Here is a 20,137-nt window from a genome sequence, read left to right as displayed (position 1 = left end):
CATGGCGAGCGAACAACTGGCCGAAGCCGGCAGCGGTAACCAGGTTCTGGAGGCGGGCGATTTCGCCGCGCTGCTGAACCGCGAGTTCAAGCCCAAGAGCGAACGCGCCAAGGAAGAAGTGGAGTCCGCGGTGCGCACGCTGGCCGAGCAGGTGCTCAGCCGCAGCGACGTGGTCAGCGAGGACGTGTCGCAGACGATCAAGGCCTACATCGCCGAGATCGACCGCAAGCTCAGCGAGCAGCTCAACCACATCCTGCACCACGCCGACATGCAGCAGCTGGAAGGCGCCTGGCGCGGCCTGCACTACCTGGTCAACAACACCGAGAGCGACCAGCAGCTGAAGATCCGCGTGCTCAACATCTCCAAGAAGGAGTTGGGCAAGGTGCTCAAGCGCTACAAGGGCACCGCCTGGGACCAGAGCCCGATCTTCAAGAAGGTCTACGAGCAGGAATACGGCCAGCTCGGCGGCGAGCCGTACGGCTGCCTGGTCGGCGACTACTACTTCGACAACAGCCCGCCGGACGTGGAATTGCTCAACGGCATCGCCCAGGTCGCCGCCGCCGCGCACGCGCCGTTCATCTCCGCGGCCGCGCCCAAGCTGATGGGCATGGACAACTGGAACGAGCTGTCCAACCCGCGCGACCTGGCCAAGATCTTCTCCACGCCAGACTACGCCGCATGGCGTTCGCTGCGCGAGTCGGAGGATTCCAAGTACATCGGCCTGGCGATGCCGCGCACGCTGTCGCGGCTGCCGTACGGCGCATCGACCAATCCGGTGGAAGAGTTCGATTTCGAGGAAGAGACCACCGGCGCCGATTCGGCCAAGTACACCTGGCAGAACGCGGCCTATGCGATGGCGGTGAACATCAACCGCTCGTTCAAGCAGTACGGCTGGTGTTCGCGGATCCGCGGCATCGAGTCCGGCGGCGCGGTCGAGGGCCTGCCCACGCACACCTTCCCCACCGACGACGGCGGCGTGGACATGAAGTGCCCGACCGAGGTGGCGATCACCGACCGCCGCTCGGCCGAACTGGACAAGATGGGGCTGATGCCGCTGGTGCATCGCAAGAACTCGGACATGGCCGCCTTCATCAGCGCGCAGTCGCTGAACAAGCCCGACGAGTACGACGATCCGGATGCCACCGCCAACGCCGCACTCGGCGCGCGCCTGCCGTACATGTTCGCCTGCTGCCGCTTCGCGCATTACCTGAAGTGCATCGTGCGCGACAAGATCGGCTCGTTCAGCGATCGCGAGCAAATGCAGGCGTGGCTGACCCGCTGGATCACCCAGTACATCGACGGCGATCCGTCCAACTCCAGCGAAGACACCAAGGCGCGCAAGCCGCTGGCCGCGGCCGAGGTGGTGGTGGAGGAAGTGGAGGGCGCGCCCGGCTACTACACCTCCAAGTTCTTCCTGAAACCGCATTACCAGCTGGAAGGGCTGACCGTGTCGCTGCGACTGGTGTCGCGGCTGCCGTCGGCGGCCAAGGCCTGACCCGGCGCCACCGTGCCACGGCCCCGGCGCGCAGGCGATGCGCGCCGCGCGCCGACCCATCGTTGTCCGTTTTTCACTAGAGGAGCAGTTCCATGGCGTTCGACATGCATATCAAGTTCGGCAGCGGCAAGGTCAAGATCGAAGGCGCGTCCAACCACAAGAAGCACAAGGGCGAGGTGCCGATCCTGGCCTGGTCGTGGGGCGCGAGCAATTCCGGCGACCTGCACACCGGTGGCGGTTCGGCCAGCGGCGGCAAGGCGCACATCCAGGACATCTCCATCACCAAGTACGTCGACGGCTGCTCCAACGCGTTGCTGGATGCCGTGTGCACCGGCGCGCGCGTGGAGAATGCGTGGCTGTACGTGACCAACGCCACCGGCGAGCAGACCGACTTCCTGACCCTGGAACTGAGCGAAGGCGTGCTGGTTACCTCGCTGTCCACCGGCGGCTCGGGTGGCGAGGATCGCCTGACCGAGAACCTGACCCTGCACTTCGGCAAGTTCAAGTACAGCTTCCAGCCGCAGGACGACAAGGGCACGGCGCAGGGCGGGGCGAAGGAATTCACCTACGACATCCAGGGCGTGGCCAAGGCCTGACCGCGGCGGCGGCTGCGGCCGCCTCGCACCCCGGCGCCGTCGTCGCGACGGCGCCGCACATTCCCTTCGTGCGGACAGGCCATGGACACCACTCCCGAACTGCTGCTGCGTCACGGGCGTCCGGACGAAGCGCTGAAACTGCTGACCCAACGCGTGCGCCAGCATCCGGCCGACGCGCGCCAGCGCGTGTTCCTGTTCCAACTGCTGGCGGTGCTCGGCCAATGGGACCGCGCCCGCGCCCAGCTCGACGCCTGTCGCGAACTCGATGCCGACAATGCGGCGCTCGCCGCCACCTATGCGATCACCGTGCAGGCCGAGCGCCAGCGCGCGGCGGTGTTCGCCGGGCAGGCCTTGCCGACCGTGCTCGGCGCGCCCGAGCCGTGGCTGGCGCTGCTGCTGCAGGCGCTGCGGCTGTCGGCCGAAGGCGCTACCGCGCAGGCCGCCGACCTGCGCGCGCAGGCGTTCGAGCAGGCCCCGACCAGCGCCGGCGAGCTCGACGACACGCGTTTCGCGTGGATCGCCGATGCCGATCCGCGCTTCGGCCCGTGCCTGGAACTGGTGGTCAACGGCGGCTACGCCTGGGTGCCGTTCGCGCAGGTGCAGGCGTTGCGTTTCGAAGCCCCGGCCGACCTGCGCGACATGCTGTGGGCGCCGGTCGCGGTGACCTGGCGCAACGGCGGCGAGGCGTTCGGCTTCGTGCCGGTGCGCTACCCCGGTACCGAGCGCAGCGACGACGGCCAGCTGCTGCTGGCGCGGCGCACCGACTGGAGCGGCCGCGACGGCGACGTCGGCCTGGGCCAGCGCGTGTGGGCCACCGATGCCGGCGAACACGCGTTGCTCGACGTGCGCCAGATCCTGTTCGACCCGGCCTGAGCGCAGCGCTGCGATGGCCGAACTCACCACCCAGGAACGCCTGCAGCCCTCGCTGCTGGACCGGCTCAGCGACGACGAGCCGCTGCGCCAGGAGGAGAGCCGCGACAAGCGGGTCATCTCCGCCGCGCGCCTGCGCGAGTGCGTGATGCGCGACCTGTCGTGGCTGCTGAACTGCGTCAACCTGGCCACCGACCAGTCGCTGGACGCGTATCCGGAAGTGCGCCGTTCGGTGCTCAATTTCGGCATCCCCGACCTGGCCGGCGTGGCCATGTCCGGCATCGACGCGGCGGCGCTGCAGCTGCGCCTGCGCGAGGCGATCCTGGCGTTCGAGCCGCGGCTGATCGCCGACACCCTGCGTGTCACCGTGCAGGCCGACGCACGGCGCATGGACCGGCGCTCGCTGGTGTTCTTCATCGAATCGGAGATGTGGGCGCAGCCGCTGCCGCTGAACCTGTACCTGAAGACCGAGCTGGACCTGGAGACCGGGCGCCTGGACGTCAGCGAGGGCTACGCCTGATGGATCCGCGCCTGCTCGGCTACTACAACCGCGAACTGCAGCACGTGCGCGAGATGGGCGGCGAATTCGCGCGCGAGTTCCCGAAGATCGCCGGACGCCTGGGCCTGGAAGGCTTCGAGTGCGCCGACCCGTACGTGGAGCGCCTGCTGGAAGGCTTCGCGTTCATGGCCGCGCGCGTGCAGCTCAAGCTCGACGCGCAGTATCCGGTGTTCACCCAGCACCTGTTGCAGATGGTGTACCCGCACTACCTGACGCCGATGCCGTCGATGGCGGTGGTGCAGCTGCAGCCGGAGCTGAAGGAAAGCGCGTTGGCCGCCGGCCATACCGTGCCGCGCCACACCGCGCTGCGCAGCCTGGTCGCCGGCGGCGAGCGCACCGCCTGCGAATACCGCACCGCGCATGCGCTGACGCTGTGGCCGCTGGCGCTGCGCGAGGCCAAGTACCTGGACACGCCGGCGGCGATCGCCGCGGCCGGAATCGGCCTGCCGCCGGCACAGGCCGCGGCCAAGCCGGTGCGCGCCGCATTGCGCCTGCGTTTCGAAACGCTGGCCGGGGTGCAGGCGAACATGCTGGCGCTGGACGCGCTGCCGCTGTTCCTGGCCGGCACCGACGACCTGCCCACGCGCCTGTACGAACAACTGCTCGGCCACGCCGCCGGCTTCGTGGTCCGCGGCCAGGACGCGGCCGGCGCGAGCGTGGAGCTGCAGCGCGGCCGCAGCGACCTGCGCGCGCGCGGCTTCGCCGACGACGAGGCGCTGGTGCCGTACGACGGCCGCGCGTTCAGCGGCTACCGCCTGCTGCAGGAATACTTCGCCTGCCCGCAGCGCTTCCTGTTCGCCGAACTGGGCGGATTGCGCGCGGCGCTGCGGCGGCTGCACGGCACCGGTTTCGAGATCGTGGTGCTGCTGGAGCGCAGCGTGCCCAGCCTGGCGCAGGCGGTGAGCGCGGACAACTTCCGCCTGTTCTGCACGCCGGCGATCAACCTGTTCCCGCGCCGCGCCGACCGCCTGCACCTGGCGCCGGGCAAGACCGAATACCACGTGCTCGCCGACCGCACCCGGCCGATGGATTTCGAGATCCACAGCCTGGGCGACGTCGAAGGCTTCGGCGACCGCCAGGAACCGGAGCAGCGCTTCCTGCCGTTCTATGGCGGCGACGCGCATACCTGGCACGCGCGCCACGGCGCGTTCTACACCATGCGCCGCGAGCCGCGCCTGCTGTCGGCACGCCAGCGCCGCCAGGGCGCGCGCTCCAGCTACGTCGGCAGCGAGGTCTACGTGAGCCTGGTCGATGCCGACGACGGCGCCTACGCCACCTCCCTGCGCCAGCTCGGCCTGCAGCTGCTGTGCAGCAACCGCGACCTGCCGTTGCACATGCCGGTGGGCAAGGGCGCCACCGATTTCACCATGGACGCCGGCGCGCCGGTGCACAGCGTGCGCTGCGTGGCCGGACCGACCAAGCCGCGCCCGGCGCTGAGCGACGGCGCCACCGCGTGGCGCCTGCTCAGCCACCTGCAGCTGAACTATCTGTCGCTGTTCGAGGACGGCCAGGACGGCGCCGCCGCGCTGCGCGAGATGCTGACGCTCTACTGCGATCCGTTCGACGCCGCAGCGTTGCGCCAGATCGAAGGCATCAAGCAGGTGCGCGCGCAGCCGATCGTGCGCCGCATCCCGGCGCCGGGCCCGATCACCTTCGGTCGCGGCCTGGAGATCACCCTGACCTGCGAGGACAGCGCGTTCGAAGGCAGCGGCGCGTTCCTGCTCGGCGCGGTGCTGCAGCACTTCTTCGCCCGTTACGTGTCGGTCAATTCCTTCACCGAGACCGTGCTGCGCACCAGCGAGCGCAACGAGATCGCCCGCTGGCCGGCGCAGCTCGGCAAACGGGCGCTGCTGTGAGCGCCGCCGATCTGGCCGCCCTGGAGCGGGCGCTGCGCGAGCGGCCGCAGGACTTCGAGTTCTTCGCCGCGCTGCGCGCGCTGGAACGCGCGCATCCGCAGCGCCCGCGACTGGGCCGCTCCACGCGCCCGTCCGACGACCCTGTGCGGCTGCGGCACACGCCGTCGCTGGCGTTCGCGCCACGCTCGATCGACCGCTATGTGGCCGCCGCCGGCACCCAGCCGGGCAAGCTGTACGGGCTGTTCCTGGGCCTGTTCGGCCCGAACGCGCCGCTGCCGCTGCACCTGACCGAGTACGCGATCGAGCGCCAGGCGCAGGCCAGGGACCCGACCCTGGCCGCGTTCGCCGACCTGTTCCACCACCGCATGCTGAGCCTGTTCTACCGCGCCTGGGCCGATGCGCAGCCGACCGTGCAGGCCGACCGCCCGCACGAGGACCGCTTCCGCGGCTACCTGGATGCGCTCAGCGGCATCGCCTCGCCGTACCTGCGCGGGCGCGACGCGCTGCCCGACGACGCGCGCCGCCATTTCGCCGGGCGCCTGCTGCCGGTGGCGCGCAATGCCGAAGGCCTGCGCGGCCTGCTCGAACAGCTGTTCGCGGTGCCGGTGCAGGTGCTCGCGTTCGTCGCCGAATGGATGCGCCTGCCCGACGATGCGCGGTTGCGGCTGGGGGCCTCGCCCGAGGTCGCCACGCTCGGCCACAGCACCGTGCTCGGCGCGCATGCGCGCGGCGCGCAGCAGCGTTTCCGGCTGCGCCTGGGGCCGCTGTCGCGCAGCGCGTTCCAGCGCTTCCTGCCCGGCGGCGAGGCCTTGCGCCAGCTGGCCGCGGCGGTGCGCAGCTACGTCGGCGACGAAAAGGGCTGGGATCTGCAGCTGCTGCTGCAGTCCGACGAGGTGCCGGCGACCACGCTGGCGCGCGGCGGGCGCCTGGGCCTGGACACCTGGCTCGGCCAGCGCAGCTGGGACATCGCCGACGCCGACGACGTGGTGTTGCGGCCGTCCGGCTGAGCGCCGCGTTCCACTTTCTCTTCTTTCCGCATTCGCACAAGGAATCACCGTCATGGCCGAGATCAGTCGCAGCGCCTTGTTCGGCAAGCTCAACAAGCTCGCCTACCGCGGCATCGAAAGCGCCACCGTGTTCTGCAAGTTGCGCGGCAACCCGTACGTGGAGTTGGTGCATTGGCTGCACCAGATCCTGCAGCTGCCCGACTCTGACCTGCACCGCATCGTCAAGCGCTTCGAGCTCAACCCGTCGAACCTGGCGCGCGACGTGACCGAGGCGCTGGACCGGCTGCCGCGCGGCGCCGGCGGCGTCACCGACCTGTCCGGCAACGTCGAGGAAGCGGTCGAGCGCGGCTGGGTGTACGCCTCGCTCAGCTTCGGCGAAGCGCAGGTGCGCACCGGCTACCTGATCGTCGGCGTGCTCAGCGTGCGCACGCTGCGCAATGCGCTGCTCGGCATCTCCAAGGAGTTCGAGAAGATCAAGCCGGAGGCGCTGAGCGAGCGCTTCGCCGAGATCGTCGCCGGCTCGCCGGAAGACGGCCAGCTGCCCAGCGATGGCTTCCAGCTCGGCCAGGCCGGCGCGCCGGGCGAGGCCAGCGGCGCGATCGCCCCGGCTGCGCTGGGCAAGCAGGAGGCGCTGAAGAAGTTCACCACCGACCTGACCGCGCAGGCGCGCGACGGCAAGCTCGACCCCATCATCGGCCGCGACGACGAGATCCGCCAGGTGGTGGACATCCTGATGCGGCGCCGCCAGAACAATCCGATCCTGGTCGGCGAGGCCGGCGTCGGCAAGACCGCGGTGGTCGAGGGCCTGGCCCAGCGCATCGCCCGCGGCGACGTGCCGCCGGCGCTGAAGGAGGTCGAGCTGCGCGCGCTCGATGTGGGTCTGCTGCAGGCCGGTGCCAGCATGAAGGGCGAGTTCGAACAGCGCCTGCGTGCGGTGATCGACGAAGTGCAGGCCAGCGCCAAGCCGATCATCCTGTTCGTCGACGAGACCCACACCCTGGTCGGCGCCGGCGGCGCGGCCGGCACCGGCGATGCGGCCAACCTGCTCAAGCCGGCGCTGGCGCGCGGCACCCTGCGCACGGTCGGCGCCACCACCTGGGCCGAGTACAAGAAATACATCGAGAAGGATCCGGCGCTGACCCGCCGCTTCCAGGCGGTGCAGGTGGACGAGCCGGACGAGGTCAAGGCGGTGCTGATGATGCGCGGCGTGGCCAGCACCATGGAGCAGCACCACAAGGTGCAGATCCTCGACGAGGCGCTGGAGGCGGCGGTCAAGCTCAGCCACCGCTACATCCCGGCGCGGCAGTTGCCGGACAAGTCGGTGAGCCTGCTCGACACCGCCTGCGCGCGCGTGGCGGTGAGCCTGCACGCCACCCCGGCCGATGTCGACGACAGCCGCCGCCGCATCGAATCGCTGCAGACCGAACGCGGCATCATCGAGCGCGAACGCGCGATCGGCATCGTCGTCGACGAACGCGACGTCGCCTGCCGCGCGCTGCTGGACACCGAACAGGCGCGCCTGGCCGCGCTGGAACAGCGTTGGGGCGAGGAGAAGGCGCTGGTCGACGAACTGCTGGCGCTGCGCGCGCAACTGCGCGCCGGCATCGCCCCGATCGAAGGCACCGGCAGCCCGCTGGAAGCGGCGGCGCAGACGCTCGCGCAGCAGGAGCCGGCGCAGCAGATGCAGGAGATGCCGGCGCAGACGCCGTCCGGTAACGAACGCGACGCGCTGCTGGCCCGGCTGCGCCAGGTGCAGGCGGAACTGGGCGCGCTGCAGGGCGAGAACCCGCTGATCCTGCCCACCGTCGACTACCAGGCGGTGGCTGCGGTGGTCGCCGACTGGACCGGCATCCCGGTCGGGCGCATGGCGCGCAACGAGATCGACACCGTGCTGCGCCTGCCGCAGCTGCTGGCCAAGCGCGTGATCGGCCAGGACCACGCCATGGAGATGATCGCCAAGCGCATCCAGACCACCCGCGCCGGCCTGGACAACCCGCACAAGCCGATCGGCGTGTTCATGCTCGCCGGCACCTCCGGCGTCGGCAAGACCGAGACCGCGCTGGCCCTGGCCGAAGCGCTGTACGGCGGCGAGCAGAACCTGATCACCATCAACATGAGCGAGTACCAGGAAGCGCACACCGTGTCCTCGCTGAAGGGCGCACCTCCGGGCTATGTCGGCTACGGCGAAGGCGGCGTGCTGACCGAGGCGGTGCGGCGCAAGCCCTACTCGGTGGTGCTGCTGGACGAGGTGGAAAAGGCCCACCCGGACGTGCACGAACTGTTCTTCCAGGTCTTCGACAAGGGCGTGATGGAAGACGGCGAAGGCCGCCGCATCGATTTCCGCAACACCTTGATCATCCTCACCACCAACGCCGGCACCGACCTGATCGCCAGCCTGTGCAAGGACCCGGAACTGATGCCGGATCCGGACGGCATGGCCAAGGCCCTGCGCGAGCCGCTGCTGAATATCTTCCCGCCGGCGCTGCTCGGCCGCCTGGTCACCATCCCGTACTACCCGCTCAGCGACGCGATGCTCGGCGAGATCGTCAAGCTGCAGTTGAACCGGATCAAGCAGCGCGTGGAAGCTCGCTACAAGATCCCGTTCGACTACGACGACGAGGTGGTCAAGCTGGTGGTCAGCCGCTGCACCGAAAGCGAATCGGGCGGGCGGATGATCGATGCGATTTTGACCAATTCGATGTTGCCGGAGATCAGCCGCGAGTTCCTGAACTGCATGATGCGCAGCGAGCCGATTGCGGGTGTCCGTGTAGCGACGGACAGCGCGGGCTTCGCCTACAGCTTCGGTGGCGACGAGGCCGCGTCCAGCGGAACGAACGTATGACCCTGGTCGATGACCTCGCCAAAAAGCCGAAGGACTTTCTGTCGCGCCACGTGATCGTGGTCGACGAAGAAGGCGTGATCAGCCATGCCGACTTTCGCGAATGGCGCCGTGGCGGGTGCCAGCAGAAGCTCGACACCGTCGCCTTTCCGCCGGCCGGCGTGCACCGGTTCATTCTGGCGAGCGCGTTCCAGAATGTCGTGCTGCTGCGGCCGGATGACGGCAAGAGCGGTCACAGCATGCGCGCGCATTGGTTGCCCTGGAAGTCCGGAGCGGATACCTCGCTGGACCTGGACGCGGACCTCGCGCCGCTTTTCTTCACCTCCGAACTGACCGGCTGCCGCCTGTCGTTCCTGCCCGACCTGGGTAATCCGAAGAAGGCGAAAGTGGCACACCTCGCCGGCAACATGCCGTGCGGAGCTGTGGATCGCAATCGGGCAGAACGCCGCCTGTTTCCGGGGGCAACGCCAGGCACGGTCGACACGCGCGCGCGCCGCATGTCGATGTCGGGCGGGACCCCTTACACCAACAGCACTTCCTCTTTCGTCATCGGCTATGCGACGCCGATGGGTTGGAAGTTCGTGGCGCAGGTGGTCACGGGACAAATGACGGCGGCGGATATCGACCTGGACAAGGCAATCCCCATCGTCGCGCCGATGGCCAAGGTGTTGAATTGATGGGGGCGGCGCCGACGCGTATCGGCATCGCCGACAGCGATCGTCGGATCGCAATGGGAACGAAGGAAAAGGGCGCTGTACATGTGTGGAATGAAGGATTGCAAAGGCCGATGAAGATCTTCCCGCCGGCGCTGCCCGCCGAAGATGGATTCGCCTGCGACTGCGTTTGATCGGATTTTTCCAGTCCCGGCCAGCATGGCCGGCTTCCGTTGTTTAGCGAAGGAGCTTGTTATGCCTGGTCATGGCGGTACCTACCTCGTGGTGAATGCAGGAAGCAAAACCTACTATCGATGGGTCGATAACTACACGGATGCCCAGGAAAAGGCGTTCATCGTCGCCGCAAAACTCGCCGAGGTCGGCGGCGTTGTGGCTCAAGTGAATACGGTGCGCACTGGCGCGATACGGCGAAAGGTAACCCAGCCGACCAACGCCACAAGTATCTGAGGTGATGCCTTCCGCGCGGACGCACGCTCCTCGGTGCGACGCGATCGAGACCGGATCCGACGTGCCGGCGGATGCGAGTCTCGACCCAAACGCAACTTCGACATCGGCATGGAGGCAGCGCAATGCGCGTACTTTTCTGGAATCTTGAAAGCGGGAACCCCATGGAGATGGGCATGGACGGCAAAGGGTCGCTGATCCAGAGCGCGATCAACAGCCTCCATTGTGACGTGGTCATCTGTTGCGAAGTTCAGGATGCGGCGATCGACTTTGCGGAAATAGAGTCGATCAAAAAGGCGGCGGCGCTGGAGGTGATCTGCGAAGAGGAAAAGATTCCGTCGCCCTATGTGAACATCATGGCGGCACGGCGCGCGAAGTTGAACAAGGCGAAGACGCATATCGGCATGGAGTCTTCGCGAACGCGAAGCGGCATGAAGTTCAAGTCGCGCAATCACATCCTGCGAACCAACAAGAAGATCATGCGGGAACTCGGGTCCGCTGTGCGCGCCATCGAAGACCCCGGTACACTGGCCTCCATGATCGCGACGGCAAGACAGCCCAAGGTGATATTGCGGCTGTCCAGAGTTCAGCTGTCGCCCTTGATCTGGAAATATCACCGTTGGGAGGCCCTGGATTCCCAGCAGAAACATCGCAACTATTTGATATTCACCAATCTCGATTTCAAGATGACGCAGGTCGAGGTCAATGTCACGTCTGCCAAGCGCCAGATCGTCCGGCTGGAGTTCGTGGACAGGGTGATCTACGCCGTGCACGCGCCAGCGTTCGGCAAGGGTGGTGGCGAGACGGTCAAACAGCTTGCCGGCATGATCGCCGTCGAACAAAAGCCGTGCATCGCCATCGGCGACCTGAACATCGATCTGGAGGAATTTCGGACCGAGGTGGCCGAGGACACGAGCAAGGCCTTGTTCGCGAACTTCCACAACAATCTCTGTGCGTGCTTCGGTCCGCCGCCGGGCACCAGGCCGGTCAGCTTCCGACGCCGCTGGCATGCCTATCGGGGCAACATCACCAAGTACGTGCCGCATACCCAGAAGAGCGGCGGTACGCTGGACTACGTACTGGCGAAGCCGGCGACCAATGTCTCGGTGTCCATCGGAATCGAAGTCGGGAGATTCAGTGACCATGGCGCGATCGTCGCCGAGTGGTCTTGATGCGGCGTCGAATCCGTGCGGCTTCGACATTCGAAAGGCCGAGGGCGCTGCCTGGCGCCCCGCCGTTCTGAAGCCGTCGGCATCGCGTCCTGACCATCGCCAGCCGGTGCGTTGTCAAAGCGAGAAAAAGTCGCGCGACCTTCTTCCAGAGAGATCGCCTCCGCTGCTCGGTAGCGCGGTGGCGCAATGTCATTCAGTGGGGTGCCAAGTGGCTAGATGCTCGGAATGTGGTCAGAATCTAACGACCGACGGAATAGGCCATGCACGCGGTTGCGCCAGGCTGGCGCGGCAACGGTCCACACGTGTTCGCATGACGCCAGCGCAAGCGGAAGCGCTGCGCGAGCAACAACGCGTCCAGGCCGCCGCACAGCGAGCGCGGGAAGTGGAAGCGCGCAGGCAGGTCGTGGAACAAACGCGGCAAGCGTTGTTGGCCGCGCCGCCAACGACGAACGCCCGCCGTTCGGCATTGGACGATGTGGCCCACAGCATTCATAACGCCTACGACTGGCAAGGGCACGGGGATCAATGCGTCACCGCGGTGGTCAGGAAGCGCAATGGCCGCCACGTGGTGTTTTCCCAGCGCTTCATGTCTGCGATGGAGGACTATGCGCTACGCCACTACGCGGATCATGGTCTCGTCTTCAAGCCTGGAGGTGGCTCTCATCTCCACGCGGAGATGTATGCCGTGCTGCACTACCTTCTGCGCGGGAAGAACCCCGCCAGCGAGATCGAGCGCATCGGCGTCAGCAAGCCCATCTGCCCCCTGTGTCGTGCAGTACTGCAATACCTGGGTATCGCCTTTTCGGAAGCATGGGTGACCAGCGATTCGAGTACGCATTGGCTCGACCCCTGGAGCATGTTGCCCAGCAGCTGCAAGCCTGCGATCGAGCACTGGCGGAAGAAGCGCGATCCTGACGACGATGCAGGGAGCGGCGGGGGAGGAGGCGGAAGCTCGCATTCGTCGGCCATTGCCGCCTGCTAGGGAGCTAGCCGTCCATACGGTGGGGCGTTGGCGCATTGCCATCCCTCGCGCTCGGCGCGCCTTACCGCCTCTGGGCGGATCCGGCCACGATTCGTCGGTGGACCTGGTCGCGGCCCGGAGATTGAACGCATGGTGATCGATAGGAGAGGGAATGGATACGTTGCACGTCATTCTGCGGCACGTGGTGCTTCGCGCTTGGGAGAATCTCGCGGGCCAGCAGGCCTTCAAAGGCGTGGTGATCGACCGCGAAATGATGTCCTGGGGCGTCGCGGAGTTCTCATTGGAGAACCAGATCCGAAACAAGATGGCCTGCGGCACCAGTGCCACGCGCCTGTGCGAGATATTGGCCGGCACGCCGATGAGCGACATCATGACCAATCCCAAAGCCGTTCCGCTGATCGATGGAAAGGCGCCGTTGCAAGCGCTGGAGGAGATGCGTGCTGTCGAGGGCCATCTGATCGTGCGGATCAACGTGATTGGCGGCGGCGCCGGGCATTCGTACGTTTTCCTAAGCAAACAGCGCAGTGGCGGCGATGATCTGCAGGGGTACATCTACCAGACCAACGTTGGTTGTCACGTCAGCAATGCGTTCGGGCTGAACGACTGGGTCGCGGATGCGAAGTCGCTCCAGGAAGTGGACCTTGCGTGGCATCTGTGCGCGCTTGCCACGCGGTTGTGCGGGATAGGAAATCCCAAGGACATGACACCCGACGGCTTCTATCAGGATGCGTACATGCTCTCCAGCAAGAGCATGCACGAAGGCGATACGAGCGAGATCCTCAAGATGGCGGCACAGGAAGGAACCCGCGCGAAAGTACGATTCATGTGGGCACCGGTCGATGTCGATGCGGCGATGAGGCGGCTCAGCGCGATACTGGTCGCGAAAGTCACCGACGAGATAAGGATGTAACTCCATCTGGCTCGCACGTCGAGGCCAGGCGCGTGCCGATGCGGGTGCCGCCCCCGCTGCCAGGGCTGCCGGACCGATGTGTGATTTCTATCGCCATTTATGCGTGATACTTAGCGCTTCCCAGCCCGCGCGTACGGCCATGTCCGACAGTCTGCTCCGCCCGATCCCGATCCCTGGCCAGGGCCTGCCGGTGAGGGGCGGACCGGCGCGTGCAGGGTGTTGCCGGGTTCGTGCGGCCCGCCTCGCCCGGGAACGGTCCGAGCCGCGGACCCCCCCGCCATGCCGCTGAACCCCGCCACCTGGCAGCGCCTGCAGGCGCTGTTCCACCAGGCCTGCGCGCTGCCCGAGTCGCAGCGCGCCGCCTTCGCGCGGGCGCAGGCCGGCGACGATCCGGCATTGCTGCACGAGTTGCTTGGCCTGCTCGAGGCCGACCTGCGCGCCACCGAGTTGCCGCGCCCGGGCCTGCTCGGCACCTTGCTCGGCGGCGATGGCAACGCCGCCGAGCTGCCGCCCGGGACCCGCTTCGGCCCGTGGGCGATCGACCGGCTGATCGGCCGCGGCGGCATGGGCCAGGTCTATCTGGGGCATCGCGCCGATGGCGCCTACGCGCGCGAGGTGGCGATCAAGCTGATTGCCGCGACGGGACTGGATGCGCAGCAGCGGGCGGTGTTCGAGTTCGAATGCCGTCTGCTGGCGCAGATGCAGCATCCGGCGATCGCGCAGATCCACGACGCCGGCACCGATGCGCAGGGGCGGCCGTACCTGGTGATGGAATACATCCGCGGCGAGCCGTTGACCCGCTGGTGCGGGCAGCGGGGGCTGTCGCTGCGCGCGCGGATCGAGCTGTTGGTGCGGGTCGGCGAGGGCGTGCAGCACGCGCACCAGAAGGGCGTGATCCATCGCGATCTCAAGCCGAACAATGTGCTGGTCGGCGAGGTGGATGGGCGCCCGGCACCGAGCATCATCGATTTCGGCATCGCCGTGGAGACCGCGCAGCCGTCGCGCAATCCGGCCGGCGCCAGCGGGACGCCTGGCTACATGAGTCCGGAGCAGGCGCAGGGCGACGATGGCGGAGTGGATGCGCGCAGCGATGTGTATTCGCTGGGCGCGCTGCTCTACGAGCTGATCTGCGGGGTACGCCCGGAGCTGTTCGAGGCGGGCGTGCCGGAAGCGCCCTCGCGCTGGATCCAGGCGCAGCCGCTGCCGCAGCAGCGCGAGCTGGCGCAACAACGCGGGGTGTCGCTGGCGCAGTTGCTGCGCGGACTGCACGACGGCCTGGACGCGATCGTGCTGCAGGCGATGGCGCCGGATCGTGCGGCGCGTTACGCGTCGGTGTCCTCGTTGCTCGACGACCTGCGTCGCTGGCTCGGCGACTATCCGCCGCGCGCGCTGCCCCGCTCTTTGCGCCGCGACGCGCGCAAGTTCGTACAGCGCAACCGCGGTGCGGTGTTGGCCTCGCTGCTGGTGTTGACCGCGTTGTTCGGCGGGCTGGCCAGCACGCTGTGGTCGTTGCGCAATGCGCAGCGCGAGGCGCAGCGGGCGCAGGTGACGGCGGACTTCCTTGGCTCGCTGCTGTCCAGCGTTGATCCGTCGGTCGCCCAGGACAAGGACAAGACCCTGCTGTTGCAGGTGATGGACCAGGCCTCGCAGCGCGCCACGCGCGAACTGGCAAGCCAGCCGCAGGCCCTGGTGGAGGTGGAACTGACCATCGGCACCAGTCTGATCGCGCTGGGCGAGTACAAGCGCGCGGTGACCCAGCTCGAGGCGGCGCGGCGCCATGCACAGGCGGACTCGGGCGCCTACAGCGAAGACGAGCTGCAGATCATGCGGCTGCTCGGCGAGGCGCTGGTGAACGTGGGCGCGCCGAAGCGCGCGGAAGCCATCCTGCGCGAGGGCATCGCGCAGGTGCGCCTGCGCCTTGGCGCCGACGCGTCGCTGGGTTACGACATGCAGTCGCGGCTGAGTTGGGCGCTGCGCGCGCAGGGCGAGGCCAAGGCGGCGTTGCGCGAGAGCCGGCAGGCCTACACGGGCATCCTGCGGGTATTGCCGGCCGACGACCAGAGCGTGCTGAGCGCGGGCGATCGCTACGCCGCCACGCTGGCCGACGGCGGCGACTACGACCAGGCGATCGCCCTGATCCGTGACCTGATCGCGCGCCGTAGCGCGCGCCTGGGTGCGGACCATCCCCTGACCCTGTCGATGCGCAACAGCCTGGCGGTCTATCTGCTGATGAAGCGCGACTACCCCGCCGCCGAGCGCGAACTGAGGGCCTTGCAGCCGATCATGATCCGCCTGTACGGGGAGAACGGCTGGGATACCCAGATGATCTACAACAACCTGGCCGGGGCGCTGCGCCAGCAGGGCAAGGTCGCCGAATCCGGACCCTACTACCGCAAGGCGCTGGACAGTGCGCGCGCGCGCTACCCCGAGGACCATCCCACCACCATCATGGCGCGCACCAACCATGCGTTCTGGTTGCTTGACGACGGCCAGGCGCAGGCCGCCGCCGCCGAGCAGCGGGCGGCCCTGGCCGATGCCGAGCGTGTCCTCGGCGACAAGCACGAGGTGACCGCGGAAATCCTGCGCGGCCTAGCCGAGGCGGAGATCGCCCTGGGGCAGCGCGCACAGGCGCGCGCGCATGCCGAACGCACGCGCGACATCCTGGTCGGGCTGTACGGCGATGCGCCCGGGCCGCTGGCGCAGGTGCGCGAGACGCTGGCCAAGCTGGACGCGCCGGATGCGCCGCGCTCGGCAGTGGTGGCTGAGACGAAATGACGGGTCGCGCGCCGCCGCGCGCGCCAAGCTGGACGCCTGGCCACTGCGCTATCGGCTCCGCATGCAACCTGCCGCCCGCCTCACCGATCTGCACGTCTGCCCGATGGTCACCGGCGTGGTGCCGCACGTGGGTGGGCCGATCACGGCGCCCGGTGCGCCGGCGGTGCTGATCGGCGGGCTGCCGGCGGCGCGGATCGGCGACATGGCGGTGTGCGTGGGGCCGCCGGACAGCATCGTGTCCGGCGCACCGACCGTGCTGATCGCGGGCATGCCTGCGGCGCGGCTGGGCGACAGCACCGCGCACGGCGGGGCGATCGTGCTGGGGTGTTTCACCGTCTTGATCGGATAAGGGGAGCGGGGCGATGCAGCAGGCGGGGGCCGCGCTGGCGCGGCATGGGGATGCGGAAGCGGTCGCGGCCGGCATGGGGATGCCGGCCGCGCCGACGCTGGCGCAGACGATCGCCGTGCACCGGGCCGGCGACCTGGACGCGGCCGAGCGCGGCTATCGCGACCTGCTCGCGCAGCACGCCGCGCATGCCGACGCGCTGCACTTCCTCGGCGTGCTGTGCCACCAGCGTGGGCGCAGCGACGAAGCGCAGCGACTGATCGAGCGCGCATTGACGCTGATCTCCGCCTACCCGGACGCGCACAACAACCTCGGCAACGTGCACAAGGAATGCGCGCGCCTGGCCGAGGCCGAGGCCTGCTACCGGCGCGCGCTGGCCTGCGCGCCGTCGCACCACAACGCACTGAGCAACCTGGCGGTGGTGCTGGAAGCGCAGGCGCGGCTGGACGAGGCGTTCCTGGCCTATGCGCAGCTGCTGCAGCAGGTGCCCGGGTTCGCGCACGGCCACTATCTGTTCGGCTTGTTCCTGCGCAACCACGCGCAGCAGCACGAGCATCTGGAGCAATCGGCCGAGTGCTTCCGCACCGCGTGGCAGCTGGATCCGGCCAACCTGCGCGCGCTGGAGGCGCTTGGCACCGCCTGGTATCTGCTCGGCCGCCACGACGAAGCGGTGGCGGTGTACCGCGACTGGCTGGTGCGCGATCCGCACAATGCGGTGGCCCGGCACATGCTGGCCGCGTGCGGCGGCAGCGCCGCGCCGCCGCGCGCCGACGACGCCTACGTGCGCGAAGTGTTCGATGGCTTCGCCGAGAGCTTCGACGAGCAACTGCTGAACAATCTCGAGTACCGCGCGCCACAGCTGCTGGCCACGGAGCTGGCGCAGGTACTGCATGCGCCGAGCGCGGCGCTGGACGTGCTCGACGCCGGCTGCGGCACCGGCCTGTGCGCGCCGCTGCTGCGGCCGCATGCGCGGCAGCTGGCCGGGGTGGACCTGTCCGGCGGCATGATCGACAAGGCGCGCCAGCGTGGCGGCTACGACGCGTTGGTGGTCGGCGAACTGACCGCGTATCTGCAGGCGCAGCCGCAGGCGTGGGACGTGGTGGTCTCGGCCGATACGCTGGTGTACTTCGGCGATCTGCGCGAGGTCTGCGCGGCCGCGCACGCGGCATTGCGCGGCGACGGCTGGCTGGCCTTCACCGTGGAGGCGCTGGACGCTGCGGACGATCGGGTGCAGCTCGGTGCGAGCGGGCGCTACCGGCACAGCCGCGCGCACGTGCAGGCCGCGCTGGCGCAGGCCGGCTTCGCCCGCGTGCAGCTCCGCGCCGACCAGTTGCGCAAGGAGGGCGGTGCGCCGGTGCAGGGCTGGGTGGTGCTGGCACGCCGCTAGCGCCGCGCGCTCCGGCACCGGTATGCGGCGAGGACGCGCGCCGCATACCGCTGCAGCGCTGAGACGAAATGTCGGCTTTCGCGCCGGGCGCCGTGTGAGTATCGCCCTGCCGGCAGCGCACGGGGGCGGCGTTCGGGCCGGTGCCGGCGTTGCGCGCCGCACCGCGAACGCCGCTCGCGATCGCCGGCCCAGGTCCGCATTGCGCGGCGCTCGACTTCCCGGACACCACGATGCCCACGCCCATGATGACGCTGCACTCCGACCTTGGCGATGCGCTGCTGTTCTGGCGCATGCAGGCGACGGAAGCGTTGGGCGACCTGTTCGAGTACCGCCTGACCGCGCTCAGCACGCAGCCGCGGCCGGACCTGCGCGCGCTGCTCGGCACCTCGATGGCGGTGCAGCTGAAGGCGGGCGAGGGCCATGTGCGCTGGTACCACGGCATCGTCGCGCACGTCGCGCAGACCGGCTTCCATGTCGTCGACCGGCTCAGCTACGCGGTGCTGGAGGTGACCCTGGTACCCAAGCCGTGGCTGCTGACCCAGCGCCGCGACTGCCGCATCTTCACCGCGCAGAGCGTGCCGGAGATCGTGCGCACGGTGCTCGACGGCATCGGCTACGGCGATGTGACCCTGAGCCTGAGCGGCACCTATCCCAAGCGCGACTATTGCGTGCAGTACCGCGAGGACGATTTCAATTTCATCAGCCGCCTGCTCGAGCAGGAAGGCATCTATTACTTCTTCACCCACAGCCAGACCACGCACACGCTGGTGCTGGCCGATGCGCTGGGCGCGCACGCCAGCAGCAGCGGTTTCGAGACCCTGCCGTACGTGCCGCCAGGGCAGCATGCCAACGGGATGGGCGCCACCATCAGCCAATGGCAGCTGGCGCGCCGCGTGCACACCAGCGCGCAGCAGCTCACCGACTACGATCCGTTGCGCCCGCGTGCGTCGCTGGCGGTGGACGAGGACATCGGCCACGGCGGCGATTTGCATCCGGTCAGCGGCTTGACCGCCTTCGACTACCCCGGCGCGCATGTGCTGGTCGCCGATGGCAAGCGCTACGCGCAGGTGCGTGCGGAAGCGCACAACGTGCAGCGTTCGCGCTATCGCGGCGACAGCGACGCGGTGGGGTTGCGCGTGGGCGCGCTGTTCTCGCTGAAGGCGTTCCCGCGCCCGGAATGGAACCAGGAATACCTGGTGATCGGCGCGCAGACCGCGCTGGAAGCGCCAGGCTACGCCTCCGGCGAAGGCAGCGGCGCGGCGCCATTCGCGTGCCGCTTCGAGGCGATCGAGAGCAAGCTGCCGTTCCGCAACGCGGCGCGGGCGCGGCAGCCGCTGATCGCCGGCCTGCAGACCGCGGTGGTGACCGGCAGCGACACCGACGAGGACATCGTGGTCGACCAGTACGGGCGCATCCAGGTCACCTTCCATTGGAACACGTCGGCGCGCGACGGCAGCAAGCCGTCGTGCCCGGTGCGGGTGGCCTCGTCGTGGGCCGGCAAGGGCTGGGGCGCGATGAGCCTGCCGCGGGTCGGGCAGGAGGTGGTGGTCAGTTTCCTGGAAGGCGACCCGGACCGCCCGCTGGTGATCGGCAGCGTCTACAACGCCGATCACATGCCGCCGTTCGCGCTGCCGGACAACAAGACCCAGAGCGGGGTGCGCAGCCGCAGCGCCGGCGGCGGCGCCGCGGACTTCAACGAGATCCGCTTCGAGGACAAGCTCGGCAGCGAGGAACTGTTCGTGCATGCGCAGAAGGACCTGCGCGAGGAAGTGGAGCACGACCACTTCGCCACCGTCGACAACGACCAGACCAGCACCGTCAAGCACGACCGCAAGCACAAGGTCGACAACGACGAGACGCTGGACGTCGGCAACAACGCCACGCACGCGATCGGACAGAAGTTCAAGCTCAGTGCGGGCAGCGAGATCGAACTGGTCACCGGCGCGTCGAGCATCGTGATGAAGAGCAGCGGCGAGATCGAGATCAAGGGCGTGACCATCACCGTCACCGGCAACAACGCGGTGAACGTGGAAGGCAAGGTGCAGGTGGCGATCAAGGGCGGGGCGACCGTGGACATGGGCGCCGGCGCCAGCGTCAAGGTGCACTCGGACGCGATGCTGGCGCTGGAGGGCGGGGCGATGGGCACGCTGAAGGCGCCGATGCTCAGCCTCAAGGCCGACGCGCTGCACCAGATCGGTGGCGCGCTGATCATGATCGGTTGAGGG

The 20,137-nt window shown here is 68.4% G+C and carries 17 protein-coding genes; all 17 read left to right on the top strand.

The genetic code is table 11. The annotated features are described in order from the left end of the window. Position 1: 1 nt before the first annotated feature. The 17 genes from tssC (at position 2) to tssI (ending at position 20,134) form a co-directional block, all read left to right on the top strand. Entirely contained in the window at positions 2-1,495 is a 1,494-nt protein-coding gene (tssC, locus tag JR064_RS09395) for a type VI secretion system contractile sheath large subunit (RefSeq protein WP_206229553.1), read from the top strand. Between the two features lie 92 nt (positions 1,496-1,587). Then, on the top strand, positions 1,588-2,091 hold the full coding sequence (locus JR064_RS09390; protein WP_179569926.1) for an Hcp family type VI secretion system effector: 504 nt from the start codon (positions 1,588-1,590) through the stop codon (positions 2,089-2,091). 81 nt (positions 2,092-2,172) lie between these two features. After that, positions 2,173-2,964, top strand: coding sequence for a type VI secretion system accessory protein TagJ (locus JR064_RS09385; RefSeq protein WP_206229552.1), 792 nt, complete (start codon positions 2,173-2,175; stop codon positions 2,962-2,964). Positions 2,965-2,977: 13 nt separating this feature from the next. Continuing rightward, the gene (tssE, locus tag JR064_RS09380) at positions 2,978-3,481 is read left to right on the top strand and encodes a type VI secretion system baseplate subunit TssE (protein WP_206229551.1); all 504 of its coding nucleotides are present in this window, start codon (positions 2,978-2,980) and stop codon (positions 3,479-3,481) included. After that, complete coding sequence (gene tssF / locus JR064_RS09375) at positions 3,481-5,376, top strand: type VI secretion system baseplate subunit TssF (RefSeq protein ID WP_206229550.1); 1,896 nt, start codon at positions 3,481-3,483, stop codon at positions 5,374-5,376. The genes tssE and tssF overlap by 1 nt, the downstream gene beginning before the upstream one ends. After that, entirely contained in the window at positions 5,340-6,383 is a 1,044-nt protein-coding gene (gene tssG / locus JR064_RS09370; RefSeq protein WP_206229591.1) for a type VI secretion system baseplate subunit TssG, read from the top strand. Before tssF ends, tssG begins: the two co-directional genes overlap by 37 nt. Before the next feature lie 52 nt (positions 6,384-6,435). Then, entirely contained in the window at positions 6,436-9,225 is a 2,790-nt protein-coding gene (tssH, locus tag JR064_RS09365) for a type VI secretion system ATPase TssH (RefSeq protein WP_206229549.1), read from the top strand. Continuing rightward, entirely contained in the window at positions 9,222-9,899 is a 678-nt protein-coding gene (locus JR064_RS09360; RefSeq protein WP_206229548.1) for a hypothetical protein, read from the top strand. Before tssH ends, JR064_RS09360 begins: the two co-directional genes overlap by 4 nt. Beyond that, on the top strand, positions 9,899-10,069 hold the full coding sequence (locus JR064_RS09355; RefSeq protein WP_206229547.1) for a hypothetical protein: 171 nt from the start codon (positions 9,899-9,901) through the stop codon (positions 10,067-10,069). The genes JR064_RS09360 and JR064_RS09355 overlap by 1 nt, the downstream gene beginning before the upstream one ends. Before the next feature lie 61 nt (positions 10,070-10,130). Continuing rightward, positions 10,131-10,343: a hypothetical protein gene (locus JR064_RS09350; RefSeq protein WP_191826037.1), complete on the top strand. Its 213-nt coding sequence runs from the start codon at positions 10,131-10,133 to the stop codon at positions 10,341-10,343. Between the two features lie 122 nt (positions 10,344-10,465). Then, positions 10,466-11,512 (top strand): endonuclease/exonuclease/phosphatase family protein, encoded by a 1,047-nt coding sequence (locus JR064_RS09345; protein ID WP_191826036.1) that lies wholly within the window; start codon positions 10,466-10,468, stop codon positions 11,510-11,512. 310 nt (positions 11,513-11,822) lie between these two features. After that, positions 11,823-12,494 (top strand): hypothetical protein, encoded by a 672-nt coding sequence (locus JR064_RS09340; RefSeq protein ID WP_206229546.1) that lies wholly within the window; start codon positions 11,823-11,825, stop codon positions 12,492-12,494. A 151-nt stretch (positions 12,495-12,645) separates the two neighbouring features. After that, positions 12,646-13,404, top strand: coding sequence for a hypothetical protein (locus JR064_RS09335; RefSeq protein ID WP_206229545.1), 759 nt, complete (start codon positions 12,646-12,648; stop codon positions 13,402-13,404). A 279-nt stretch (positions 13,405-13,683) separates the two neighbouring features. Next, positions 13,684-16,179: a serine/threonine-protein kinase gene (locus JR064_RS09330; protein WP_206229544.1), complete on the top strand. Its 2,496-nt coding sequence runs from the start codon at positions 13,684-13,686 to the stop codon at positions 16,177-16,179. Between the two features lie 61 nt (positions 16,180-16,240). Then, positions 16,241-16,528 carry a PAAR domain-containing protein gene (locus JR064_RS09325; protein ID WP_179569904.1) on the top strand — a complete coding sequence of 96 codons (288 nt, stop codon included), beginning with the start codon at positions 16,241-16,243 and terminating at the stop codon, positions 16,526-16,528. A 73-nt stretch (positions 16,529-16,601) separates the two neighbouring features. Further along, positions 16,602-17,912 carry a tetratricopeptide repeat protein gene (locus JR064_RS09320; protein WP_241092969.1) on the top strand — a complete coding sequence of 437 codons (1,311 nt, stop codon included), beginning with the start codon at positions 16,602-16,604 and terminating at the stop codon, positions 17,910-17,912. A 230-nt stretch (positions 17,913-18,142) separates the two neighbouring features. Then, positions 18,143-20,134, top strand: a complete 1,992-nt coding sequence (tssI, locus tag JR064_RS09315; RefSeq protein ID WP_241092961.1) for a type VI secretion system tip protein TssI/VgrG — start codon at positions 18,143-18,145, stop codon at positions 20,132-20,134. Positions 20,135-20,137: the final 3 nt, after the last annotated feature.

Origin of the sequence: Xanthomonas bonasiae (assembly GCF_017163705.1) — a bacterium.
Taxonomy (GTDB): domain Bacteria; phylum Pseudomonadota; class Gammaproteobacteria; order Xanthomonadales; family Xanthomonadaceae; genus Xanthomonas_A; species Xanthomonas_A bonasiae.
This window is presented reverse-complemented; position numbering and strand designations above follow the sequence as displayed.